Here is a 23,290-nt window from a genome sequence, read left to right as displayed (position 1 = left end):
TTCAGGGGGTCCCGCCCCCAATCTTCTTGCGGATGCCCGAAAGCTTGGCGGCATCCTCTACTACACGTTCAGTGAGTCCGCCAGCCGCAAGCGCGCCATGTATCACATGTTCCCGGCCGAAAGCCAAACCGATTTCCCGGGCGGTCAGACAGCCGATATAGGCACCCTCGGGACGCGGCGGTCTGAGCTTGGTCTTGCCCCGCTCCGACCCGTCCGACGCCTGGATCAGGACGGCGGCCTCGCCCCCGTCGAGCCAGCCCTTGACCTTCTCGTAGCCCGCGACGGCCTGCCCGGCCTTGCGGGCCAGCGACAGCGCCTCGACCACCCGCCGCACCAGCCCGGCCTCGACCTGATCGACCAGATCTTCGGGCAGCGTGACCGCGCGCTTGGCGGCCCGGGCGAAAAGGCGCTTCCTGACCGCGGTCTCAAGCGCCGTCCGCTCGGCGGTGACCCAGATACCGCGGCCCGGCAGCTTGCCCAGCAGGTCGGGCACGATCCGGTCGTCGGGACCGACGACAAAGCGGATCAGCCCGGCCTTGGGCTGCACCTCGCCGGTCGCGATGCAGCGCCGTTCCGGTTCGTCAGCCGGTTTTCGCGCACCTCCACGGGTCATGCGTTCCGCCCCGGATCAGGCCCCGGCCTCCTCCTCGTCTTCGGACTCGGGCTCTTCCTCGGCCTCGCCAGTCAGTTCCGACGGATCGACCCACCCCAGCATGACCCGCGCGGTCATCACCAGGGTCTGCGCCTCTTCCAGCGACATGTCGAATTTCTCGAGGATACCCTCGTCCTTGACCCTCTGGCCATCGACGGTGGTCCAGCCGCCGGCAAGCTCCCAGTCGGCACAGGTGGCGAAGTCTTCCAGCGTCTTGATGCCGTCCTCGGCCAATGCCTCAAGCATCTGGGGCGTCAGACCCTCGAATTCAACCAGGCTGTCCTCGACCCCCAGCTCGCGGGCATGTTCCAGCGCCTTGCGGTTCTGCTCTTCCAGGTAGTCGCGGGCGCGCGCCTGCAGTTCCGCCCCGGTGGACTCGTCGACACCCTCGATGGTCAGAAGCTCGTCGATATCGACATAGGCGACCTCTTCGAGATTGCCGAAGCCTTCCGACACCAGAAGCTGGGCAAAGAACTCGTCCAGGTCCAGCGTGTCCATGAAGAGCCGGGTGCGTTCCTCGAACTCGGCCTGGCGGCGCTGGCTTTCATCGGCTTCGGTCATGATGTCGATATCAAGCCCGGTCAGTTGCGACGCCAGCCGGACGTTCTGGCCGCGTCGGCCGATGGCGAGCGAAAGCTGGTCGTCGGGGACCACGACCTCGATCTTGCCGGCCTCCTCGTCGATCACGACCTTCGACACTTCGGCCGGTTGCAGCGCGTTCACCAGGAACGTGGCCTGGTCCTCGTTCCACGGGATGATGTCGATCTTCTCGCCCTGAAGCTCGTTCACCACGGCCTGAACGCGGCTGCCGCGCATGCCGACGCAGGCGCCCACCGGGTCGATCGAGTTGTCATAGGAAATCACCCCGATCTTGGCCCGGCTGCCCGGATCGCGGGCCACGGCCTTGATCTCGATGATGCCGTCATAGATTTCCGGCACTTCCATCTTGAAGAGTTCGGCCATGAACTCGGGCGCCGTGCGCGACAGGAACACCTGCGGCCCACGCGCCTCGCGGCGGACATCCTTGATGTAGCAGCGGATGCGGTCGTTCGGGCGATAGCTTTCGCGGCCGATCTTCTCGTTGCGGCGCAACACGCCCTCGCCCCGCCCGATATCGACGATGACGTTGCCGTATTCCTCGCGCTTGACCTGGCCGTTGATGATGGTGCCGACGCGGTCCTTGAATTCCTCGTACTGCCGGTCGCGCTCGGCCTCGCGGACCTTCTGCAGGATCACCTGCTTGGCCGACTGCGCGGCGATCCGGCCAAGTTCCACCGGCGGCACCTCGTCCACGATGGTGTCGCCCACCTTGGGATCGTCGAGATACTGTTTCGCCTGCGCCACGGTCAGCTGGGCCTGGTAGCTCTCGACCGCATCATCCTCGACCACGGTGCGCACGCGGGTAAAGCTGGCCCGGCCGGTCTTGCGGTCGATCTTGACCCGGATGTCCATCTCGGACCCGTAGCGCGACTTGGCCGCGCGGGCGAGGCTCTCTTCCATCGCCTGCACGACGAGATCGGGGTCGATCATCTTTTCCCGCGCCACCGCCTCGGCGGTCTGCAGCAGTTCCAGCTGGTTGGCAGAGGTAATCGCCATGTCTCAGTCCTCCTGCGCGACGGAACCCTCGTCCGTCTCGATCTCGTCAAAGTCGCTTTCGTCGATGATGCCCGCCGCCTTGCGCGCCCGCAGCATCTCGCGGATCAGCTCGTCGGTCAGCACCAGCTTCGCGTCCGACAGCCACTCGAATTCCAGCCCGATGGTCACCGGCGCGCCATCAGGCCCGTCGATCTCGATCAGAACCTCGTTGCCTTCGGTGCCCTGCAGCATCCCCTTGAAGCGGCGGCGGCCGTCGATCTGTTCGGTCGTCTCGATCTTGGCCTCGTGGCCTTCCCAGGTCTCGAAATCCTTGAGCCGGGTCAGCGGGCGGTCGATGCCGGGGCTCGACACCTCCAGCGTATAGGCATCCTCGATCGGGTCCTCGACATCCAGCAAGGCCGACACCGCGGTCGAGATCCTGGCGCAGTCGTCCACCTCGATGCCACCCTCGGGGCGCTCGGCCATGATCTGGAGCGTCTTGGTGTTGCCACCCATAAGCCGGATGCGCACCAGTTCATATCCCATCCCCTCGATCAGGGGGGTCAGGATCTCGGCGAGGCGCCGGTCGATGGAGGTCTTGGCGACAAGGTCGTTCATCTGGCGTCCAGACACAAAAAAAACGGGCCAACGGCCCGTGCGAAGATCACCGGTGGAGGATCGGGTGTGGAGGCCGAACCGCCGTTGTTGAGGGCGATATAGGCGGAATGGGCCGCAGGTGCAAGGAGATTGTTCGGCGGGATCAATGACGCAAGCCGCTAGCGATCACGATATGGATCGCCAATTGGCTCTTCGTTCCGCATCTGCTCCATTCTCTCCTGATCAATGATGTCCACTGCCCACTCAAACATCCGGTCACAAGCCTCGTATCGGTCGCTAGGATACCAAGGCCTTATTTCTGATTCTTCCTCCACCCAGCGCTGGAATGACTCTGCACTTTCGCGCTCGGCTGCTGCCACTTCTGGCGCGGCCTCAATGCCTTGATTGACACCAACAAAAAAGGAGACCGTAGCAACAACCAACGAAATTAGGCCAACCCACACAGGGCCAAGACTCCAGCCTTCGCCTTTCATGGCTCTCCCTCTCTACGATGGACCTCTCGGTAGTTCGTTTTTCTTCCGCGCGATCAGGAACAGCGCCGACCGGCCGCCGGGCGGCAGCCATTCCTCGGCGATCTCGAACCCGGCGGCCTCGATCTCGGCCTTCAGCTGCGCCTCGGTCAGGAAGTTGAACAGCGGCAACAGGCGCAGCGCGTGGCCGGTCTTCAGGATCGCGCGGAACAGCCAGGGCGCGCGGGCGGCGCAGGCGGTGGAGGACACGAACGCCCCGCCCGGTTTCAGCATGCGGTTGACGCGGGCCAGCGCGCCCTGCCGGTCGGGCAGCAGGTGCAGCACGTTGTGCGCCATGACCATGTCCCAGGCGCCCGGCGCCTCGGGCATGTCCTCCAGCGATGCGACCTTGAAGGTGGCGTTGCCGATCCCCTCGGCCGCCGCCTTTTCGCGCGCGATGCCGATCATGTTGGCCGAACAGTCGATGGCGGTCACATGCCCGACATGGGGCGCGTGCTTCAGCGCGGTCGTCCCCGTGCCGCAGCCGAATTCGAAGACCCTTGCATCAGGCGGGAAATGCGCTCGCGTCATCGCCAGCTTGCGGTCATAGGCCTCGGGATCGCGCACCTGCATGCGCGCGTAACGCCGGGCCAGCCGGTCCCAGAAACGGACATTCACGCTCATGCGCCTACAACCCCAGTGCCACCGCCTGCCGCTGCACGCCTTTCATGGTGCGCACCAGTTCCGCGCTGATACCCGGTTCCGACAGGGCGTGGCCGGCCAGCGGAACCATCCTGAGATCCGCGCGGCTCCACCGTTCGGCAAGTTTCCATGCCGATGCGGGCGGACACACCATGTCGTAACGCCCCTGCACGATGGTCGCCGGGATATGCGAGATCAGGGCCACGTCCTGCAGGATCTGGCCGTCGCGGTCAAGAAAGCCTGCGTTGCTGAAATAGTGGTTCTCGAGCCGGGCAAAGGCGCGGGCGTAGTCTGCCGGGGCCTCGCCCATCGGGCCGTCATGGTCGATCGAGGCCAGCGCGTTCTCCCACGCCGCCCAGGCGCGGGCATAGCGGGTTTCCAGCATCATGTCGCCCGAGAACAGGCGGCGGTGATAGGCGCCGATCATGTCGGCGCGCTCGTCCTCGGGGATGATCTCGGCAAAGCGGGACCAGAGATCGGGCCAGAACTGCCCCGCGCCGCCACCGTAGAACCAGGCCAGTTCCGCCTGCGTCATCAGGAAGACGCCCCGCAACGCCATGTAGGCCACACGCTCGGGATGGGTCTGGGCGTAGATCAGCGCCAGCGTGGCGCCCCAGCTTCCGCCGAACAGCACCCAGCGCTCGATGCCAAGCGTGCTGCGGATCGTCTCGATATCGCTCACCAGATGCCAGGTCGTGTTGGCCGACACGCTGGCATGGGGCCGCGACCGGCCGCAGCCGCGCTGGTCGAACAGGATCACGCGGAATTCCTCGGGGTCGAAATAGCGCCGCATCGCCGGGCTGCAGCCGCCGCCGGGGCCGCCATGCAGCACTATGACCGGGATGCCCTTGGGATGGCCGCATTGCTCGACATAGATCCGGTGGCCGTCGCCCACATCCAGCATCCGCTGGTCAAACGGATCGACCGGCGGGTAAAGAAGTTGCGATGCGCGCTTTTGGCCTGCGGATTTGTCCATGAGCCGCCTATATAACGCCCGAGCGACACGCCCCAAGGGTGTGCAGACAGAAGACAGGAACGGAGCGCGCGATGCAAGCAGCCGAAACCACCGTCAACCCCGCCGAAGTCGCGAAATTCGAGGCGATGGCCGCCGAGTGGTGGGATCCGAACGGCAAGTTCAAGCCGCTGCACATGCTGAACCCCTGCCGGCTGGACTATATCACGCGCCAGATCGCCGCGGAGTTCGACCGCGACCTGTCGGCCGAAACGCCGTTCAAGGGGCTGCGCCTGCTGGATATCGGCTGCGGTGGCGGGCTGTTGTCCGAGCCGATGGCGCGGCTGGGGGCCGAAGTGGTCGGGGCCGACGCCGCGCCCCGCAACATCCCCGTTGCGCGCATCCATGCCGAGCAATCGGGGCTGGAAATCGACTATCGCCACACCACTGCCGAGGATCTGGCCGCGGCGGGCGAACAATTCGACATCGTGCTGAACATGGAAGTGGTCGAGCATGTGTCGGACCCGCTGACCTACCTGGCCGCCTGTCGGCAATTGCTGAAACCGGGTGGCCTGCACCTGTGTTCCACGATCAACCGCAACCCGAAAAGCTTCGCCATGGCAATCGTGGGCGCGGAATACGTGATGCGCTGGCTGCCCAAGGGCACGCATGAATGGTCGAAATTCATCACCCCGGACGAGTTGTGCCAGTTGCTGGAACAGGCCGGGCTGAAACCTGTGGACCGGACCGGGTTCGTGTTCAACCCGCTGACCTGGGGCTGGTCGCTGTCGAGCCGCGACCTGAGCGTGAACTACGTCACGGCGTCGGTCAAACCGGCCTAGCGCCGGCCCTCCAGCTTCTGGCGCAGCATCCGCAGGACCGGCAGCGCCGCGCGCAGCCGGTCCTCGCCTATATCGGCCACGGCCTCGGCGAGAACGGGCGCGATCGCCTGGATCGCCACATCGCGCGCCGACCGGCCGGACGGGCTGATCGAAACCATCTTGCGCCGGGCATCGTCCCAATCTGGGCGGATATGCACATGGCCCGCCCAGTCCAGACGGTTCAGCGTGTTGGTCATCGCGCCGCGGGTGACGTGGAACGTTGCGGCCAGTTGCGCGGGGCTGCGTTCCTCGTTGATCCGGGCCAGGTGGTTCAACACCGAGAAATGGCTGAGTTCCATCCCCTTGGGCAACGCCCGCGCGATCCGGTTCCGCGCCAGTTGGTCAGCCATGAAGATCTCGCTGAACAGCGTCACGGCCAGACTGTCGCCGATCTCGGTCACGTCGGCGGCGCAAAGGGCCGGTCGTGCGTGATCGAGGGCACGCGGGCCCGGGCGCGCGCCACCTCCTGCCGGTCGATCTCGACATAGGTGATTCCGGGTGAGGTACCGCCATCGGCCAGAACCTCGCCCCAGGGCGCGATGGCCAGCGAATGGCCATGGGTCCGGCGTGGGCGCCCCTCGGTCGCCGGGTGCAGCCCGCATTGCGCGGGGGCCAGCACATAGCAGCCGTTCTCGATGGCGCGGGCCCGCAGCAGCGTTTCCCAATGTGCGGCGCCCGTCACAGGCGAAAAGGCGGCCGGCACGGTCAGGATCTCGGCGCCGCCATGGGCAAGCGCGCGAAAAAGATGCGGGAAGCGCAGGTCATAGCAGATCGACAGCCCCACCTTGCCGAACGGCGTCTCGGCCAGCACGGCACGGTCGCCGGGGCGGTAGCCTTCTGATTCGCGAAAGCTTTCGGTCTCGGTGATCTGCACATCGAACATGTGGATCTTGTCATAGCGCGCGACGATGGACCCGTCCGGTGCGATCAGGAAGGACCGGTTGGCGAAGCGCCCATCCGGATCGTGCGTCTTGAGCCCCAGCGATCCGATCAGCAGCGAGATGCGCCCATTGACCGCCTCTTGGCGCAGGGCGGACAGCATCGCGTCGTCTTCCTCGTGGCAGAGCACCTGCGCCTGGTGTGCCCGGCTTGAGGACACGCAGTTCGTCACCTCGGGCGTCAGCACGAACTGCGCGCCCCCGCTGGCAGCCTCGCGGACCATACCGCAGGCCATCGCGATGTTCGCGTCGGGCCGGTCGCCCGAGGTCATCTGGATCAGCGCCGCGCGCATTGGACCCTAGCCCGCCAGCAGCGGGTCGAGCTTGCCCGACCGGTCCAGCGCGTAAAGTTCGTCGCAGCCGCCGACATGGGTCTCGCCGATGAAGATCTGCGGCACCGTGTGGCGGCCATGGGCGCGGGCCATCATCTGCTGGCGCAGCGCGGGCTGCGTCCCCACGTCGATTTCCGAATAGCTGACCCCCTTCTGGTCCAGCAGCCGCTTGGCAGCATGACAATAGCCGCAATAGGGCGAAGTGTAGATTTCCACCGGTCGCATGATCCGTTTCCCTTGCCTCGGGTGCACTATAGGTGATCAGGGCGCTTTCGCAACGCGGGCCAGAACCAGCACGCGAACCTCGTCGGCGCCCGCAGCAAGACAGGCGTCCGCCGCCGCGGACAGCGTCGCGCCCGAGGTCATCACGTCGTCAACCAGCAGAACCATGCGGTCGCGCAACCGCTCGCGATAGCGGGGGTGGACCGTAAGGGCGCCGGCAAGGTTGGCGAAACGTTCCTCGGCCCCCATCCCGTCCTGCACCCGGGTCTTGCGCGTGCGCACCAGCAGGTCGGGCCAATGGGTGAACCCCGCGTTCCGGGCGATCGCCTGCGACAGCAGGGCGGACTGATTGTAGCGCCGCGTCACCATCCGCCAGCGATGCAGCGGCACCGGGGCCACCACCATGCCGGGGCTCAGGATCGGCCGGGCCGCGCGCAGCATCCAGTCTGCCGCCGGGCGGGCAAGGTCGGTCCGGTCGCCATGCTTGAAGGCCAGCACCAGCTTGCGCGCCTTGTCGCGGTAGAGAACCGCGGCGCGCCCCCGCGACCAGGGCCGCGGGCGGGCAAGGCACTCGTCGCAATACTCGGGTTCGCCATTTTCCTCGCCCGGAAGGGGCGTGCCGCAGCAATCACAGACCAGGCCGGAAATGAAGTCCATCTGGCCCCAGCACGTCGCGCACAGCGCAAAGTCACGCTCGACCATCTCGCCGCAGGATACGCAGCGGGGTGGATAGATCAGTCGCAGCGCGCTTTGAAACATTGTCCCCCCGACCCTACATTGCGGTTTCGATCACGGGAGACCCGATGCAGAGCCCACCTGACCTTACCGACCGTGCGGCACTGATCCGCCAACGCGCCCGCGCCCGCCGCGCGCCCGAACCTTTCCTGCAGGGACTCGCGTTGGCCGAGCTTCAGGAAAGGCTCACCGAGGTTAACAGAACCTTTACGGCGCCCGCCGTGGTCACCGGTTTCCCCGAACTCTGGCAGGAAGGCCTGCCGGGGGCGGTGATCGTCGACGATACCGAAACGCTGGCGCTGGATCCGGGGGCACACGATCTCGTGATCCACGCGCTGTGCCTGCATTGGGCGAACGATCCCGTCGGCCAGCTTGTCCAGTGCCGCCGCGCGCTCAAGCCCGACGGGCTGTTCCTGGCCGTTCTGTTCGGCGGACGCAGCCTGCACGAACTACGCACCGCCCTGGCCGAGGCCGAAATCGCGCTGACCGCCGGGCTGTCGCCGCGCGTTCTGCCGATGGGTGAAATCCGCGACCTTGGCGCGCTGTTGCAGCGCGCCGGATTCGCGCTGCCGGTCGCTGATTCGACAACGCATACAGTCAGTTACGAAACCCCGTTCCACCTGCTGCGCGATCTTCGCGCGATGGGCGAGACCAACGCGCTGGCCGCGCGCCACCGCCGGACGCCACCCCGTGCCCTGTTCGCCGAGGCGGCCCGCCGATATGAAAATGCCCATGCCGGGCCGGATGGCCGCATCCCCGCGACCGTCGAGATGATCTACCTTGCGGGGTGGGCACCCGCCGACACTCAACCAAGGCCCTTGCGCCCCGGTTCGGCGCGGAGCCGGCTGGCCGAGGCCCTGGGAACGAGCGAGCGGGGGTTCGCGGGTCGGGACGGCCCGGCCGCCGATTGACCCCCGGCAGAATCCGTTTATGTGCTTGAGGAATTCCAAGTTGAAGTTTGACAGAGATCCCGGAAAAGACACGATGTTCGACTCCAAGCACGACGGGAGCAAAAGCACTGCGTCCGCCGCCGCGATGGCTGAGCGCCCCGCCCATGCCCCGGCCGACCACCCGAAGATCCCGCGCGAGAAGGTGGGCATTCTGCTTGCGAACCTCGGCACACCGGACAATTACGACTACTGGTCGATGCGGCGGTATCTGAACGAGTTCCTGTCAGACAAGCGGGTGATCGACTATTCCCCCTGGGTCTGGCAGCCGATCCTGCAACTGGTCGTGCTGACCAAGCGCCCCTTCGCCTCGGGCGAGGCGTACAAGTCGATCTGGAACCACGAGGCGGGGGAAAGCCCGCTGATGACCATCACCAAGTCGCAGACATCGAAGATCCGCGGCACGCTTCAGGCGGCGTTCGGTGACCGCGTCATGGTCGATTTCTGCATGCGCTACGGCAATCCGTCGACCAAGTCGAAGGTGCGCGAGATGGTCGACATGGGGTGCCGCAAGATCCTGTTCTTCCCGCTCTACCCGCAGTATTCCGGCGCCACCTCGGCCACCGCGAACGACCATTTCTTCAGCGCCCTGATGGAAGAAAAGTGGCAGCCGCAGGTGCGTACCGTGCCCGCCTATTTCGAGGATCCGAAATACATCGAGGCGCTGGCCGCCTCGGTCGAGCGCGCCTATGCCGCGCTGGAACACCAGCCCGACGTGCTGGTCTGTTCTTATCACGGGGTGCCGCAACGCTATCTGACCGAGGGTGATCCCTATCACTGCCAGTGCGTGAAGACGACGCGCCTGCTCAAGGAAAAGCTCGGCTGGACGGACGACCGGATCACCACCACCTTCCAGTCCCGATTCGGTCCCGAGGAATGGCTGCAACCCTATACCGTCGAAGAGGTCGCGCGGCTGGCCGAGAGGGGCAAGAAGAAGATCGCGGTCATCGCGCCCGCCTTCTCGGCCGACTGCATCGAGACGCTGGAAGAGATCAACGAAGAGATTCGCGAGAGCTTCGAGGAGGCTGGCGGCGAGGAGTTCACCTATATCCCCTGCCTCAATGACGATGACCACCACATCGCGGCACTGTGCGAAGTCGTCCGCACGCATCTGAAGGGCTGGCTCGACTGACGGCGGGCGGTCGCCATTGGCAAAAGAAAAAGGCGGTGGAAAACCACCGCCTTTTCGTTCCCGATGGTCCGCAGATCAGTCCGAAACGGCCAGCGCGAACAGGATCAGGGCGAGGACGGGGACGAGGATGCCACCGGCCGAGGACGAGGTGTCTTCAACGATGACTTCCGGCTCCATCACCGGCTCCGAGTAGCCACCGGCGAAGCCGGCGGTCGCGGCGACCGAAAGAGCGGCAGCAAGGGCGATCTTTTTCATTGGTCTCTCCTGGTAACAGCACGGGACGGATAACTCCTCCCGTCGCATGCATGGTAAACATGTACTTCCTGTCTAATCCAGAGCTTCCGATTTTTTCAATCCGAGAGAAGACCTTGCCCTGCGGTCGCGGAAAATGTCGTCAAATAAGCAACACCTGCGTGCCGACCTTGGCGAGTCCGAACAGTTCCGCGATGTGCTCGTTGAAAAGACCGATGCAGCCATTCGACGACCTGCGCCCGATCTTGCGCGTGTCGTGGGTGCCGTGGATTCGGTAATAGGTCCAGCTAAGATAGAGCGCGTGGGTACCCAGCGGGTTGTCCGGCCCGGGCGGCACGTAGTCCGGCCATTCGGGGTTGCGCTGCTTCATCGCCGGAGTCGGCCGCCAGTCCGGCCCCTCGACCTTGCGCACGATCTCGGTCCGCCCGCGGCGGGTCAGGTCCTCGGAGATCGGCACCGAAGTCGGGTAAAGCTTGTAGATCGACCCGTCCTCTGACCAGTAGTGCAGCGCGCGCGAGGTGGTATCTACCAGGATCGCCCCGGCACGCAGATTCGCGAAATAGGGCCGCCAGTCCAGCGCCCGAAAGCTGGAGATGTTGTGCCGCACCATCTCCGACACATCGGGCTCGATCTCGACTGTCTGGCTGATCGCGGCCGGCGCGGCAAGACCGCCCAGCGCAAGCGCCGAGCCGCCAAGAAAGTGGCGGCGGCTGAGAGAGAGTTCAGGTCGGATGCGCATCTCAGGCTCCGTCGTGACAGGGCAAGACCGTTCAGGCGATCATATACGCATCGGCACGCGCCGCCGCAATTCAAAGACCCGTCAGGATGCGCGGGGATCAGCCGGAAGCGTTTGAACCGCCGCAAAACTGTCGCTAGAGAGATCCCGAACACCGCGAAGGACATTTCCATGACCCGTCTGGTCCCGGCTCTTCTGATCGCCCTCGCCGCTCTGTCGGCCTGCACCTCGACAGAGCCCGTCCGCATCGGACCGGACGGCAAGCCCTTGCCGATGGTCTACCGCATCTCGCAAGGGGACAGCGCCAAGATCCAGTACCGGATGCTTGATTCGGTGAACGCGCTGCGGCAGGCGCGGGGCATGGGTCCGCTCGATCTCGATTCGCGCCTGAACGCTGCCGCGGCGACCCATTCCCGCGACATGTCGGTTCAGAACCGGCCCTGGCATTTCGGCTCGGACGGGTCGTCGCCGCTCGATCGGGTACAACGCGCAGGGTTCCGCGGCGAGATGCGCGGCGAGAACATCTCGGAGACCTACGAGACCGAACTCGAAACGCTGGCCGCCTGGATGGAGCAGCCCGATACACGGAACGTCGTGCTCGATCCGCAGGCGACCCACCTGGGGTTCGCCTTCTTCCAGGAAGCGAACGGCAAGATCTGGTGGACGATGGTCACCGGTCGCCGTGCCGACGAGATGGCCGGCCTCTGAGCCCCGTTCAGGGCAGGATGTCGATCACCGTCCCGTCGCGCACCATCGCGTAGATATCCTCGATATCGCGGTCCCTGACCGAGATGCAGCCCGCCGTCCAGTCCGGCCCCTTGCCACGGTTCTTGCGCGCGCGGCCATGGATGAAAATGTCGCCGCCCGGATCGAGCCCCAGCCCGCGCGCCACCTCGACGTCGCGCTGGTTCGGGTAGGAAATCCCGATCGACAGGTGGAACGCGCTGTTCGGATTCCGCCGGTCGATGTAATAGCGCCCCTCGGGCGTGCGGCCGTCGCCCTCGTGCAGCTTGTGCCCGCCGGGTGCATAGCCGAGACCGATGCGGTAGGACTTGAGCACCTGGTCATGGTGCAGCAGATACATCTGCCGACGTTCTTTCATCACGACGATGCGCGTGACTTCGGGGCCGTCATAGGTCTTGAACTTCGACGCGCAGGCCGAAAGCGCCAGACACGCCCCCGCCGCGACGAAAGCCCGCCGTTTCATCATCTTGGAATCCGCCCGTTCCGGTTTCTTGCCTACCGGCGATCATACGCGATCCTGCGGGCGGTTTCATCCCTCGAAAGCGTCTCGGAGCGCTCGTCGCGGGCGACGAGCCGGGCCTCGATCGCCGACAGACGGGCCAGCACCTCGTCACGATAGGCGTCGGTGCGCTGCACGTCCTCTTCGTGGTGGGCGTCCTGCATCGAGTTCACGATGAGACCCACCAGCAGGTTCACCACCGCGAAGGTCGTCACCATGATGAAGGGCACGAAGAACGCCCAGGCATAGGGATAGACCTCCATCACCGGGCGGACGATGCCCATCGACCAGCTTTCCAGCGTCATCACCTGGAACAGCGAATAGGCCGAAAGCCCCAGCGTGCCGAACCACTCGGGGAAGGCATCGCCGAACAGCTTCGTCGCCATCACGGCACCGATATAGAAGATCATCCCCATCAACAGGAACACCGAGCCCATGCCCGGCAGCGCGGTGATGAAGCCCTCGACCACGCGGCGCAGCCTTGGCGCGACCGAGATCACGCGCAGGAGGCGCAGGATGCGCAGTGCCCGCAGAACGCTGAGGGTCTGCGCGCCGGGCACCAGAGAGATGCCGACGATCAGGAAATCGAAGTTGTTCCAGCCCGAGCGGAAGAAGGACAGCCGGTAGGCGACCAGCTTGGCCGCGATCTCGGCTACGAAGATCGCGAGGCACAGCTTGTCCAGCGCCAGGATCAGCCAGCCGAATCGGCCCATCAGCCGGTCGGACGTCTCCATCCCCAGCAGAACGGCGTTGAACAGGATCACGCCCATGATGAAATTGCGCGTCGACGGCTGCTCCAGCAGCCGCGCCAGTCTGTCCGTCATCGCCCCACCCGAAATGGTTAACCGGTCCGTCAGGCGATATGGGCCCGGCAGAACGCCGCGGCAAGCTCCACATGGGCCGACCAGCGGAACTGGTCGGCGACCTGCACCCAGTCGAGGCGGAATCCCGCGGAACAGAGCCGTTTCGCGTCGCGCGCGAAGGTCACGGGATTGCACGAGACATAGGCCACGCGGGCCGGGCCCGAACCTGCGATCTCGGCCACCTGCGCCTCTGCACCCGCCCGCGGCGGGTCCAGCACAACGGCGTCAAAGCGGTTGAGCTCGTCGCGGCGCAGCGGACGGCGGAACAGGTCGCGTGCCTCGTGGGTGACGCGCTTCAGCCCCGGTGTGCCCCGCCAGCCCGCGTCCAGCGCGGCCAGCATCGCGGCGTCACCTTCGACGGCATGGACCTCGGCGGCTTCGGCCAGCGGCAGGGCGAAGGTACCGCACCCTGCGAACAGGTCGGCGATCCGCCGCGCACCCTCTATGGCCTCGCGGACGGCGGTGGTCAGCGCCGCCTGCCCGTCCTCGGTCGCCTGCAGGAACGCGCCGGGGGGCGGGACGACATGCGCAGAACCCATCCGTTGTCGAGGCGGGCAGCGGGCCGCCACCGTCTCACCGGCCCAGGTCAGCCGCGCCAGCCCGTGCCGCCCTGCAATTCCGGCAAGCCCGATACGCAACGCCTCGTCCAGCGGCTTGCCGCCATCGACGGCCAGATCGACCCCGTCTCCGGACCGGGTAAGGGTCAGCGTGACCTCGCCCTTGCGCGAGGCCCCCATCGCCGTCAGCTCTTCGCAGGCGGGCAGGGCGGCCATAAGGTCGGGATGCAGCAACCGGCACTCGGGGATCGCCACGATCTGGTCCGAGGCCCGGGCATGGAATCCCACCAGAACGCCCTTTTTCATGCGCCGCCCGGCAAGCACCGCGCGCCTGCGGCTGGCAGGCGCGGAGGTATGGATCGGCCGCATGGGCGCCGACAGGCCCTGTCCGGCAAGGGCGGCTTCGACCACCCCGGTCTTCCACTGCGCCACGAAGGCGTCACTGGCATGTTGCAGCGCGCACCCCCCGCAACTGGCGAAATGGGCGCAGGGCGGGCGCACGCGGTCCGGGACCGGCGAGAGGATCCGCGGACGGGCAATGCGCCCCTCCGCGATCTCGCCCTCGACCACTTCGCCCGGCAGGGCCAGCGCGACGGTCACACCCTCGGCTGTCAGCCCCTCGCCGCGCAGGCTCAGCCGGTCGATCCGGTGGCTCACTCGGCCGCCTCCGTGCCGATGAACCCGCCGGACTGGCGGGCCCAGAAGCGGGCGTAAAGCCCGTTGCGCGCCAGCAGTTCGGCGTGACGCCCCTCTTCGACGATGCGGCCATCGTCCAGCACCACGATCCGGTCCATATGCGCGATGGTCGACAGACGGTGAGCGATGGCGATCACAGTCTTGCCCTCCATCACGCCGTAAAGCGTTTCCTGGATCGCCGCCTCGACCTCGGAGTCCAGCGCGGACGTCGCCTCGTCCAGCACCAGGATCGGCGCATCCTTCAGGATCACGCGCGCCAGCGTCACCCGCTGGCGCTGCCCGCCCGACAGCTTGACCCCCCGTTCGCCCACATGGGCGTCATAACCGCGCCGCCCCTCGGGATCCTGCAGGTCCAGGACAAAGCCATGCGCCTCGGCCCGTTCTGCGGCCGAAATCATCTCGTCCTCGCTGGCTTCGGGACGGCCGTAGAGGATGTTGTCCCGCACCGAGCGATGCATCAGGCTGGAATCCTGGCTGACCATGCCGATATGGCGGCGCAGCGATTCCTGCGTCACGCGGGCGATGTCCTGACCGTCGATCAGGATGCGCCCGCCTTCGGCGTCGTAGAACCGGAGCAAAAGCTTGACCAGCGTCGACTTGCCCGCCCCGGACCGGCCGACAAGGCCCACCTTCTCGCCCGGCGCGATGGTCAGGTCGATCCCCTCCAGCCCGCCGCTGCCCCGCCCATAGTGGTGAGTCAGAGACTGAATCCGGATTTCGCCCGTCCGGAAATCCAGCGGCCGGGCATCCGGCGCGTCGGTCAGGGTGATCGGCTGGGCGATGGTTTCCATCCCCTCCGCCACCACCCCCAACGAACGGAAGAAGCTCGACATCGCCCAGATGATCCAGCCGGTCATCGCGCTTAGCCGCAGGGTCAGCGCGGTCGCAGCCGCCACCACGCCGACACTGGCAGAGCCCTGCATCCACAGCGCGATGGCCCAGCCCACCACGCCCACGATCAAAAGACCGTTCAGCGCGGTCAGCGCGATGTCCATCTTGGTGAAGATGCGCATCTCGATGGCAAAGGTGCGGCGGGTTTCCTCGATCGCTTCGCGCGCATAGGCCAGTTCCCGGTCGTGATGGGCGAACAGCTTGACCGAGTGGATGTTGGTATAGGCGTCCACCACCCGACCCGTGACGGCGCTGCGCGCATCCGACGCGGCCTTGGACGCGGGGCCGACACGCGTGATCGTCCACCGCACCAGCCCGGCATAAAGCACCAGCCAAAGCAGCAGCGGCAGCGCCAGCCGCGGGTCCGCCTGGTTCAGCAGGATCACGGCGCCCAGGGTGTAGGCCACGGCAAAGGCGATGGCATCGAACACCTGGAACACCGCCTCGCCCGCGGCAGGTGGCGTCTGCATGATCCGGTTGGCGATCCGGCCCGCGAAATCGTTCTCGAACCAGCCGACCGACTGGCGCAGCACATGGGCATGCGACCGCCATCGGATCAGCGTGCCGAAATTGGGCATGACGCCGTTGTTCAGAATCGCCGTATCCATTCCCTGAAGCACTGGCCGCACCAACAGGATCAGCACCGCCAGCGCGATCAGGAACCCGCCCTGCTCGTCCCAGACCTGCGCGGGCGTGCCGGTCGACAGGATGTCGACCACACGCCCCATCGCATGGATCAGCCAGACCTCGACCGCCGCCACGACGATCGAAAGCAGGATCGCCACCGCGAAGATCCGGCGGAACGGCCGCGCATAAGTCCACAGAAACGGCCCCAGACGCCCGGGTGGGACGTCGGATTGTTCGTAGGGCATGAAGGGGTCGACGAGGGTCTCGAAAAAACGGAACACGGAGCGTTGGCCTTCGCGCTGTACGGGTGGAAACTATAGACCGGCCGGACCTAGAGGACCACCATCCCCGCCGAAGCCGCAAGCGCAAGCGCCATACTGCCCATGAACAGCCGCCAGGCCCGTTCGCTGGTCAACAGATAGGTCAGAAGCGACCCGGCAAACGACCAGAACAGGCAGACGAAAAGGTTGATCCCCGAGAACGCCGACCCGATCCGCAGCGCCTCGCCCCAGGGGCCCAGCCCGGCGGCATGGCCCGAAGCGGCGGCCAGCGCGATCGCCCAGACCTTGGGGTTCACCCATTGGAACAGCACCGCTTCGAAAAAGGTAAAGGGGCGGTGCCCGGCCTCGGCACGGGGTTGCCGCATGGCGGTGAGCAGCTTCCACGCCATCCAGAGGATCCAGCCCGCCGCCAGCAGGCGCAGAAGACTGGCCAGCGCCGGGTGGGACAGGATCAACGCTCCGATCCCCAGCGCGGTCAGCGCCGAGGTGATGCCCACCCCCACGACCACCCCCGCCACATGGGGCAGCGTGCGGCGGAACCCGAACCTTGCGCCCGACGCGGTCAGCAGGATCACGTTCGGCCCCGGCGAGAACAGCCCCGCGAAGACAAAGAGGTAAAGCGGGTCGAGCATCATGCGTCTCTGACCCGGCCCGATCCGGGGTTCCGCCTAGCCAAGCAACTGCTCCCTTGTCAGGGTAAAGCCCGACGCGATCCACCGCTCCTCCAGCTGCTTCAGCCGCTCGCCCAGTGCGGGCCCCGAAAGGCCCGGCATCAGGTCCCGCGCGGACAGCGGAAACTTGGCAGCGGCGCCATGTTCGATGCGCGCAGGCGTGTCGGCAATGGGCTCGCACCCGGTTGCGGCCGCGCGCAACAGCACCGCGTCGCGGGCATCGTCGGCGCCCAGCCGGTAGCCCAGCGCCTCGGCAGGTTCGGCCGCGCCCATCGCCGCGCGCAGCCGGTCAAGCCGTCGCGCCTCGGCCTTGCTGAGGCGCAACCGCTCGGCATGGTCGTCGCCACCCATGATCGCAAGGCGCCGGATCGGGTCCGGCGCCTGCCCCCACGCCGCTTCCATGTGCAGAAGCACGGGCAAAAGCGCCGGATCGGACCCGGGCAAGGTATGCGCCAGCACGCCGCAACGGGCCATGGCCGCAACGCTCTGGCCGGGATCGGGCGCAGAGAGAAGTTTCCGGATCTCGCCGCCAACCCGTTCCCGCGAAAGCTGTGCCAGCCCGCCGGTGTTGGCCGCGCAGGCCGCCAGCCCCTCGGCGTCAAGCCCGCCCTCGGGGTCGCCATACCAGGCATGGAACCGGAAAAACCGCAGGATGCGCAGGTAATCCTCGCGGATGCGCGCATCGGCGTCGTCGATGAACCGCACCCGCCGGGCGATCAGGTCGGGCAGTCCGCCCAGCGGATCGATCACCTCGCCTGTCGGCGTGGCGTAAAGCGCGTTCATCGTGAAGTCGCGACGGTGGGCGTCCTCTTCGGCGGTGTCGGCAAAGGCGACCACCGCATGCCGCCCGAAGGTCTCGACATCGCGGCGAAAGGTCGTGACCTCGTGCGGCAGATGGCCGGCCACGACCGTCACCGTGCCATGCTCGAACCCGGTCGGCACGGCCTTCAACCCCAAGGCCTCGGCCAGGTCCATCACCCGTTCGGGGCGCGCATCGGTGGCGATGTCGATATCCGTCACCGCGGCGCCCAGAAGCGCGTTGCGCACGCAGCCGCCGACGAACAGCGCCAGATGTCCGGCGTCAGTCAGCATCCGGCACACCGCCTGGGTGTGATCGGCGAAGAACCAGTCGCCCTCGACCCGAATCATCGCGCCACCCGGTCGGCCAGCGCGCGCAGGATGCGCGCGGTCGCGCCCCAGATGTAGTAGGGACCATAGGGCACCGTGTAATAGTGCCGCCGCTGACCCCGCCAGATCCGCGACTGGACCGCGAACCGCGCGGGGTCCATCACATGGTCGAACGGCACCTCGAACACCTCGTCCACCTCTCCGGCCTCGGGGACCGGATCGAAAGCATCCCGAACATGGCCCAGAACCGGGGTGACGGTGAAGCCCGTGACGGTCTCGTGTGGCGGCAGCGTGCCGAGCACCTCGACCAGCCCGGGCGGCAGGCCGATCTCTTCGTGCGATTCCCGAAGGGCGGCACCGACCGGCCCATCGTCGCCCTCGTCCAGCTTGCCCCCGGGAAAGGCGATCTGGCCCGGGTGGTGCCTGAGCCGTGAGGACCGCTTGGTCAGGATCACCCGAAGACCCGAAGGCGCCGGCCGGATCGGAACCAGCACCGCGGCGGCGCGCAGCACGCGGCCCTCGGGCATCACGAAATCGGGGTTGAGATCGTGGTCGGATGTCTCGCCGCCCGGCCGGGCCAGCGCCGCGCGCAGGGCGCCCAGCGGATCATTCCCCGCCATCGCGGCCCTTCTCGGCTTCGAAGCCCAGGGTCGCCGGGTCCAGCTCGTAATGGGCGCCGCAGAACTGGCAATCGGCGGTGACAATGCCCTCGTCCGTGGTCATGTGGCCGATATCCTTGGCCGAGTAGATGGACAGGCTTTGCCGGACGCGATCCTCGGAACAGGTACAGCCGAACTGCACGGGCTGCGGGTCGAAGACGCGCGGGCGTTCCTCGTGGAACAGCCTTACCAGCAGTTCGGTCGGCTGCACGACCGGGCCGATCAGTTCCATGTCCTCGACCGTATCGAGCAGCAAGTTCGCCCGGGTCCAGGCCTCGGCCTCGTCGCCCCCGAGGATATCGTCGGCATGCAACAGCCCCGACTCGCCGCTGCCGCCTTCGCCCGCGGCCGGGATCGACGCCTCGGGCATCATCTGCAACATCACGCCGCCGGCGCGCCAGCGCTCGGCCTGGCCGGGAAGCCGGGTCCGCCCGAAGCTGAGGGCAAAGCGCGTCGGCAGCTGCTCGGACTGCGCGAAATAGGTCTCGGCGCAGGACGCAAGCGAGCCGCCGGAGATCGGGGTAATGCCCTGGTAGGGCACCATGTCCCGGCCCTGATCGATCAGCATCGCGAAATAGCCGGTGCCGATCTGCCGGAACGGGTCGGCCCCCTCGGCCAGCCGCCCGGCGTCGAAACTGGCATAGGCGCGGATCAGGGCAGGCGCCCCGTCCTCGGCCGGCGCGTAGTAGTCGGTGGCGATCAGTCGGGCTGGTCCGTCGCCCCGCACCTGCAACGACAGCTTCCAGCGCAGCTTGATTGTCTGACCGATCAGCGCGGTCAGCAGCGCCGCCTCGGCCACCAGCGCCTCGATCGCGGGCGGGTAGCTGTGCTGCGCCAGCACCTGGTCCAGCACACCGTCCAGCCGCGCGACCCGCCCGCGGATATCGCTGCGGTCAAGCTGGAAGGGCAGGACGGTATCGTCCCAGGCGATCTGCGATCCGATGGACATGGGGTTTTCCTTGGCACTGTGCGTCGGCCCACGGGCCTTATATAGATGCCGCGTCCCGAGCACAAAGGGGGTGGGCATGATCAGGCGATTCGGCGAGGCGGTGCAGTCGGACCGGCGGTATCGGATGCGGCCCGGGGCCTATGCCGTGCTGGAACGCGATGGCGCGCTGCTGGTCACGCATCAGCAAGAGCCGATCCCCGAATTCCAGCTGCCAGGCGGCGGGATCGACCCCGGCGAATCACCCCTGACGGCGCTGCATCGCGAGGTGTTCGAGGAAACCGGATGGCGCATCGACGTCACCCGGCGGCTGGGCGCGTTCCGGCGGTTCACCTACATGCCGGAATACGACCTCTGGGCCGAGAAGCTTTGCAGCATCTACCTTGCCCGCCCGGTCCGCGCCCATGGGGCCCCGCGCGAGCCCGGACATTCGGCCTTCTGGATGGCACCCGAAGAGGCGCTGGCCCGGCTCGGGAATGCGGGCGACCGGCATTTCGTCGCGCGCTTTCTGGGCTGGACGCGCTAGCCGAACTCGAACAGCACCGCCGAGATGTCGTCGGGCATGTCGGCGGTTCCCGCATAGGCGACAAGGTCTTCCATGATCGCCGCAAAGAACGCCTCGCCCCGGACATGCGCGTTGGTTTTCAGAAGCCGGCACAGCCCCTCTTCGCCAAGCTGTTCGTCCGTCGGAGAGGGACATTCGGTGATCCCGTCCGAAGCGAGGAACACCCGGTCGCCGGGCGCCAGATGCGCGACGCCGGCCTCGAAACCGGCACCGGGAATCAGGCCCACGGGCAGCCCGCCCGCGCCCAGGAACTCGATCGTGCCGTCGGCCCGCTGGATCGCCGGATAGGGATGCCCGGCCTGCACGAACCGCATCTCGCCGGTATCCAGCGATACCAGCGCCAGCAGGATGGTAAAATAGTGCTCGGTTTCCAGCTCTTCGAGGAACAGCCGGTTGAGATGTTCCACCACCTCTTCGGGTGGGCGGGCATGAATTGTACCGTCCTCCCCCCCTTCGAGTGCGAGGTTCTGATCGGGCGAGGACGAGACCAGAAGCCCCGCGAGCCGGGCGGTCACCATCGCCGAGCTGATCCCATGCCCCGAGACATCGACCGAAAACAGGCCGACCTTGCCATCCCCGGCGGGGAAGAAACCGACGAGATCGCCGCCCACATGGCCGCAGGGCCGCAGCAGCAGCGTGACCTCGGACGCGCCGAAGCGGCGCGAATGTTCGCGCACCAGCGATTGCTGAAGCTTGCGCGCCTCGACGAGGTCGCGGTCGATCGCGTCGTAAAGCGTGCGCAGTTCCGCCAGCGTCGCGCTGAGCAGCCGGTTCTGCTCGCGTAGCTGATGCTCCATTCTCAGGATGCGTTCGCCCGAGGCGATTCGCGCGCGCAACTCGTTCGCGTTGACGGGCTTGGTCAGGAACTCGTCGGCGCCCACGTCGAGGCCGTGCACCATTTCGCCGGTCTCGGATTTCGAGGTCAGCAGGATGAAATAGCCATAGCTGTCACGCGGCAACGCGCGAAAGGCGCTGCAGAATTCGGGTCCGTTCATGCCCGGCATCATCCAGTCGCTGATGATCAGGTCGACCGGCCGCTCGCGGCAGATGTCCAGCGCCTCTTCGGCGGAACCACATTCGGCCACGGCATAACCCCACCGCTCCAGCGAGGCGCGGAGGATTCGCCGCTGAAGCCGGCTGTCGTCCACCAGCAGGACGAGCCGGACCAGCGACGGCGGATCCTGCCGGAATTCCGGGTGTTCGGTCTCGACGTTCACGGGCATCCTTGCGCTTGGTTTCGACCGGGATACCCCGCTGCGGATTAACGGCCGGTGAAAGATCGTTTTCGAGCTATTTTTCCCTTCCGGCATACGCAGCGTTAAACCCCGGTGCCTATGGTTGGACGTCAAGGCGGGGGCCTGCCAGAGGTGAAGAGTGCGATGATCGACTGGACCAGGGTAGAGGAACTGCGTGCCGAGGTCGGGGAGGACGCCTTTGACGAGGTGCTTGACCTGTTCCTCGAAGAGGTCGACGAGGTGATGAACCGGCTGCGCGAGGCGCCGGACTCCGATTGCCTTCCGGCGGATCTGCATTTCGTCCGCGGCTCTGCGCTGAATCTCGGTCTCAAGGAATTCTGCACGATCTGCCAGGGCCTCGAGCATCGGCTGGCTCGCGGTGAACCCGTCGATCTGGGCGCGCTGCTCGACTGTTATGGCGAGTCGAAATCGCTGCTGATCGGCTCGGCCAAGGCCGGCACCAAGGTCGCCTAGATCAGGAATTCCGACAACACCACGTCATCGGTGATGTCGCGATGGACCAGACCCCGCTCGCCCATCCGGGCGAAGAGTGCGGGGAAATTCTCTGCCCGCGATGTCTCGATCCCGATCAGCACCGTGCCGAAGTTCCGTGCTGACTTCTTCAGGTACTCGAACCTCGCGATGTCATCGTCCGGACCCAGCAGGTCAAGGAAATCCCTCAACGCGCCGGGCCGCTGCGGCAGGCGCAGGATGAAATACTTCTTCACCCCGGAATAGCGCTGGGCGCGTTCCTTGACCTCGGGCAGCCGCTCGAAATCGAAATTCCCGCCCGAGGTGATACAAACCACCCGCTTGCCCGCGATCTGATCGGCCAGCACCGGCAATACATCGACGGCCAGCGCGCCTGCGGGTTCCAGGACGATCCCCTCGACGTTCAGCATCTCCAGCATCGTGGCACAGATCCGGTCCTCGGGGGCGGCCAGAACGTCCTCCGGGTCGATGCCCCGCAGCACCCCGAAGGTCTTCTCGCCGATCCGCGCGACCGCCGCCCCGTCCACGAAGGTATCGACCCTGGGCAGCGTGACCGGGCCGCCCGCCGCGACCGCCGCCGCAAGCGAGGCACCCCCCGCGGGTTCCACGAACCTGACGCGCGTGTCGGGCGATACCTCGCGCAGCACCGACACCACGCCCGCCGCAAGCCCCCCGCCCCCCACCGGCAGGATCACCAGATCCGGCGCCCGGTCGAGCGCGTCGAGAATTTCCACCGCGACGGAGGCCTGGCCCTCGATCACGTCCTCGTCGTCGAAGGGCGCCAGGAAATGCCCCCCCTCCCCGGAACAATAGCCCTGGGCCGCGGCCAGCGTGTCGTCGAAGTAATCGCCGGTCAGGCGGATCTCGATGTTCTCGCCTCCGAAGATGCGGGTCTTGTCGATCTTCTGGCGCGGCGTCGTGACCGGCATGAAGATCACGCCCGTCACCCCGAAATGCCGGCAGGCAAAGGCTACCCCCTGGGCGTGGTTGCCAGCGCTGGCGCAGACAAAGACCCGCTGATCGGGCCGTGCGGCCAGCACTTTGCGCATCGCATTGAAGGCGCCGCGCAGCTTGTAGGACCGGACAGGCGTCAGATCCTCGCGTTTCAGCAGAATCTCGGCCCCGAACCGTTCGGAGAGGTGGACGTTTCCCTGGAGGGGCGTCGGCGGGAACAGCTCGCGCAAGGCCGATTCGGCGGCGCGGGCCCTGGTGACGAAATCGCTCATGGCACTCCTCTGGCGCGATGGGCCGCCCGGACGCAAGCCCCGGGCTGCCCTTGCCCCTCTGACCGAAACGCAATAAACGCCGCCGGG

28 protein-coding genes are annotated in these 23,290 nt (G+C 66.5%); 6 read left to right on the top strand and 22 right to left on the bottom strand.

Going from position 1 to position 23,290, the window contains the following annotated elements; translation table 11 throughout:
• Position 1: 1 nt before the first annotated feature.
• From EV655_RS03425 to pip, 6 genes are all read right to left on the bottom strand, one after another.
• Positions 2-613, bottom strand: coding sequence for an RNA-binding protein (locus tag EV655_RS03425; RefSeq protein ID WP_132541851.1), 612 nt, complete (start codon positions 611-613; stop codon positions 2-4).
• Between the two features lie 15 nt (positions 614-628).
• A complete protein-coding gene (nusA, locus tag EV655_RS03420) occupies positions 629-2,248 on the bottom strand; it encodes a transcription termination factor NusA (RefSeq protein ID WP_132541849.1) in 1,620 nt (539 codons plus the stop codon).
• A 3-nt stretch (positions 2,249-2,251) separates the two neighbouring features.
• Positions 2,252-2,845: a ribosome maturation factor RimP gene (gene rimP / locus EV655_RS03415; protein WP_132541847.1), complete on the bottom strand. Its 594-nt coding sequence runs from the start codon at positions 2,843-2,845 to the stop codon at positions 2,252-2,254.
• A gap of 158 nt (positions 2,846-3,003) precedes the next feature.
• Positions 3,004-3,318, bottom strand: a complete 315-nt coding sequence (locus EV655_RS03410; RefSeq protein WP_132541845.1) for a hypothetical protein — start codon at positions 3,316-3,318, stop codon at positions 3,004-3,006.
• A 12-nt stretch (positions 3,319-3,330) separates the two neighbouring features.
• On the bottom strand, positions 3,331-3,978 hold the full coding sequence (locus EV655_RS03405) for a class I SAM-dependent methyltransferase (protein ID WP_132541843.1): 648 nt from the start codon (positions 3,976-3,978) through the stop codon (positions 3,331-3,333).
• Positions 3,979-3,982: 4 nt separating this feature from the next.
• The gene (pip, locus tag EV655_RS03400; RefSeq protein WP_132541841.1) at positions 3,983-4,972 is read right to left on the bottom strand and encodes a prolyl aminopeptidase; all 990 of its coding nucleotides are present in this window, start codon (positions 4,970-4,972) and stop codon (positions 3,983-3,985) included.
• 71 nt (positions 4,973-5,043) lie between these two features.
• Between pip and ubiG the strand changes: the two genes are divergently transcribed.
• Positions 5,044-5,790 carry a bifunctional 2-polyprenyl-6-hydroxyphenol methylase/3-demethylubiquinol 3-O-methyltransferase UbiG gene (ubiG, locus tag EV655_RS03395; RefSeq protein WP_132541838.1) on the top strand — a complete coding sequence of 249 codons (747 nt, stop codon included), beginning with the start codon at positions 5,044-5,046 and terminating at the stop codon, positions 5,788-5,790.
• Here ubiG and EV655_RS03390 read toward each other — a convergent pair.
• From EV655_RS03390 to EV655_RS03375, 4 genes are read right to left on the bottom strand one after another with little or no spacing between them, the layout of a single operon-like run.
• Positions 5,787-6,179 (bottom strand): MarR family winged helix-turn-helix transcriptional regulator, encoded by a 393-nt coding sequence (locus tag EV655_RS03390; protein WP_165905262.1) that lies wholly within the window; start codon positions 6,177-6,179, stop codon positions 5,787-5,789. The genes ubiG and EV655_RS03390 overlap by 4 nt on opposite strands.
• A gap of 47 nt (positions 6,180-6,226) precedes the next feature.
• On the bottom strand, positions 6,227-7,060 hold the full coding sequence (locus EV655_RS03385) for a carbon-nitrogen hydrolase family protein (RefSeq protein ID WP_132541832.1): 834 nt from the start codon (positions 7,058-7,060) through the stop codon (positions 6,227-6,229).
• A 6-nt stretch (positions 7,061-7,066) separates the two neighbouring features.
• Positions 7,067-7,324 (bottom strand): glutaredoxin 3, encoded by a 258-nt coding sequence (grxC, locus tag EV655_RS03380; RefSeq protein ID WP_132541829.1) that lies wholly within the window; start codon positions 7,322-7,324, stop codon positions 7,067-7,069.
• A 36-nt stretch (positions 7,325-7,360) separates the two neighbouring features.
• The gene (locus EV655_RS03375) at positions 7,361-8,080 is read right to left on the bottom strand and encodes a ComF family protein (protein WP_132541826.1); all 720 of its coding nucleotides are present in this window, start codon (positions 8,078-8,080) and stop codon (positions 7,361-7,363) included.
• Between the two features lie 44 nt (positions 8,081-8,124).
• Here EV655_RS03375 and EV655_RS03370 point away from each other — a divergent pair, with 44 nt between their 5' ends.
• On the top strand, positions 8,125-8,967 hold the full coding sequence (locus EV655_RS03370) for a methyltransferase domain-containing protein (RefSeq protein ID WP_132541823.1): 843 nt from the start codon (positions 8,125-8,127) through the stop codon (positions 8,965-8,967).
• A 124-nt stretch (positions 8,968-9,091) separates the two neighbouring features.
• Positions 9,092-10,135 carry a ferrochelatase gene (gene hemH, locus EV655_RS03365; RefSeq protein ID WP_132541820.1) on the top strand — a complete coding sequence of 348 codons (1,044 nt, stop codon included), beginning with the start codon at positions 9,092-9,094 and terminating at the stop codon, positions 10,133-10,135.
• 75 nt (positions 10,136-10,210) lie between these two features.
• Here hemH and EV655_RS03360 read toward each other — a convergent pair whose 3' ends face one another.
• Both EV655_RS03360 and EV655_RS03355 read right to left on the bottom strand, forming a co-directional pair.
• Complete coding sequence (locus tag EV655_RS03360; protein ID WP_132541817.1) at positions 10,211-10,390, bottom strand: hypothetical protein; 180 nt, start codon at positions 10,388-10,390, stop codon at positions 10,211-10,213.
• Between the two features lie 139 nt (positions 10,391-10,529).
• Positions 10,530-11,126, bottom strand: a complete 597-nt coding sequence (locus EV655_RS03355) for a L,D-transpeptidase (protein ID WP_132541814.1) — start codon at positions 11,124-11,126, stop codon at positions 10,530-10,532.
• 168 nt (positions 11,127-11,294) lie between these two features.
• Between EV655_RS03355 and dalA the strand changes: the two genes are divergently transcribed.
• Positions 11,295-11,831, top strand: coding sequence for a divisome-associated lipoprotein DalA (gene dalA / locus EV655_RS03350; RefSeq protein ID WP_132541811.1), 537 nt, complete (start codon positions 11,295-11,297; stop codon positions 11,829-11,831).
• Positions 11,832-11,838: 7 nt separating this feature from the next.
• On the opposite strand, the gene EV655_RS03345 is transcribed toward dalA, so the two are convergent.
• From EV655_RS03345 to hslO, 8 genes are read right to left on the bottom strand one after another with little or no spacing between them, the layout of a single operon-like run.
• Positions 11,839-12,330, bottom strand: coding sequence for a L,D-transpeptidase family protein (locus EV655_RS03345; protein WP_341540295.1), 492 nt, complete (start codon positions 12,328-12,330; stop codon positions 11,839-11,841).
• Positions 12,331-12,362: 32 nt separating this feature from the next.
• Positions 12,363-13,190 carry an ion transporter gene (locus EV655_RS03340; protein ID WP_132541805.1) on the bottom strand — a complete coding sequence of 276 codons (828 nt, stop codon included), beginning with the start codon at positions 13,188-13,190 and terminating at the stop codon, positions 12,363-12,365.
• Between the two features lie 29 nt (positions 13,191-13,219).
• Entirely contained in the window at positions 13,220-14,443 is a 1,224-nt protein-coding gene (locus EV655_RS03335; protein ID WP_132541802.1) for a class I SAM-dependent RNA methyltransferase, read from the bottom strand.
• The gene (locus EV655_RS03330) at positions 14,440-16,281 is read right to left on the bottom strand and encodes an ABC transporter ATP-binding protein (protein WP_132541799.1); all 1,842 of its coding nucleotides are present in this window, start codon (positions 16,279-16,281) and stop codon (positions 14,440-14,442) included. Before EV655_RS03330 ends, EV655_RS03335 begins: the two co-directional genes overlap by 4 nt.
• Before the next feature lie 50 nt (positions 16,282-16,331).
• On the bottom strand, positions 16,332-16,916 hold the full coding sequence (locus tag EV655_RS03325) for a LysE family translocator (protein WP_132541796.1): 585 nt from the start codon (positions 16,914-16,916) through the stop codon (positions 16,332-16,334).
• Between the two features lie 33 nt (positions 16,917-16,949).
• On the bottom strand, positions 16,950-18,098 hold the full coding sequence (locus EV655_RS03320; protein WP_132542125.1) for a CCA tRNA nucleotidyltransferase: 1,149 nt from the start codon (positions 18,096-18,098) through the stop codon (positions 16,950-16,952).
• On the bottom strand, positions 18,098-18,700 hold the full coding sequence (locus EV655_RS03315; protein WP_132541793.1) for a CoA pyrophosphatase: 603 nt from the start codon (positions 18,698-18,700) through the stop codon (positions 18,098-18,100). Before EV655_RS03315 ends, EV655_RS03320 begins: the two co-directional genes overlap by 1 nt.
• A complete protein-coding gene (hslO, locus tag EV655_RS03310; protein ID WP_132541790.1) occupies positions 18,687-19,688 on the bottom strand; it encodes an Hsp33 family molecular chaperone HslO in 1,002 nt (333 codons plus the stop codon). The genes EV655_RS03315 and hslO overlap by 14 nt, the downstream gene beginning before the upstream one ends.
• 76 nt (positions 19,689-19,764) lie before the next feature.
• Between hslO and EV655_RS03305 the strand changes: the two genes are divergently transcribed.
• On the top strand, positions 19,765-20,211 hold the full coding sequence (locus EV655_RS03305; RefSeq protein WP_132541787.1) for an NUDIX hydrolase: 447 nt from the start codon (positions 19,765-19,767) through the stop codon (positions 20,209-20,211).
• On the opposite strand, the gene EV655_RS03300 is transcribed toward EV655_RS03305, so the two are convergent.
• Positions 20,208-21,473 (bottom strand): PP2C family protein-serine/threonine phosphatase, encoded by a 1,266-nt coding sequence (locus EV655_RS03300; protein WP_132541784.1) that lies wholly within the window; start codon positions 21,471-21,473, stop codon positions 20,208-20,210. The two genes, EV655_RS03305 and EV655_RS03300, sit on opposite strands and share 4 nt — an antisense overlap.
• A 156-nt stretch (positions 21,474-21,629) precedes the next feature.
• Here EV655_RS03300 and EV655_RS03295 point away from each other — a divergent pair, with 156 nt between their 5' ends.
• Positions 21,630-21,959 carry an Hpt domain-containing protein gene (locus tag EV655_RS03295; RefSeq protein WP_132541781.1) on the top strand — a complete coding sequence of 110 codons (330 nt, stop codon included), beginning with the start codon at positions 21,630-21,632 and terminating at the stop codon, positions 21,957-21,959.
• Here the strand turns inward: EV655_RS03295 and ilvA are convergent.
• Positions 21,956-23,203 carry a threonine ammonia-lyase IlvA gene (gene ilvA, locus EV655_RS03290; RefSeq protein ID WP_132541778.1) on the bottom strand — a complete coding sequence of 416 codons (1,248 nt, stop codon included), beginning with the start codon at positions 23,201-23,203 and terminating at the stop codon, positions 21,956-21,958. The two genes, EV655_RS03295 and ilvA, sit on opposite strands and share 4 nt — an antisense overlap.
• Positions 23,204-23,290: the final 87 nt, after the last annotated feature.

This window comes from Rhodovulum euryhalinum (assembly GCF_004342445.1).
Classification (GTDB): Bacteria; Pseudomonadota; Alphaproteobacteria; order Rhodobacterales; family Rhodobacteraceae; genus Rhodovulum; species Rhodovulum euryhalinum.
Note: the sequence above shows the minus strand (reverse complement) of the source record. Positions and strands in the feature narration are given on the sequence as shown.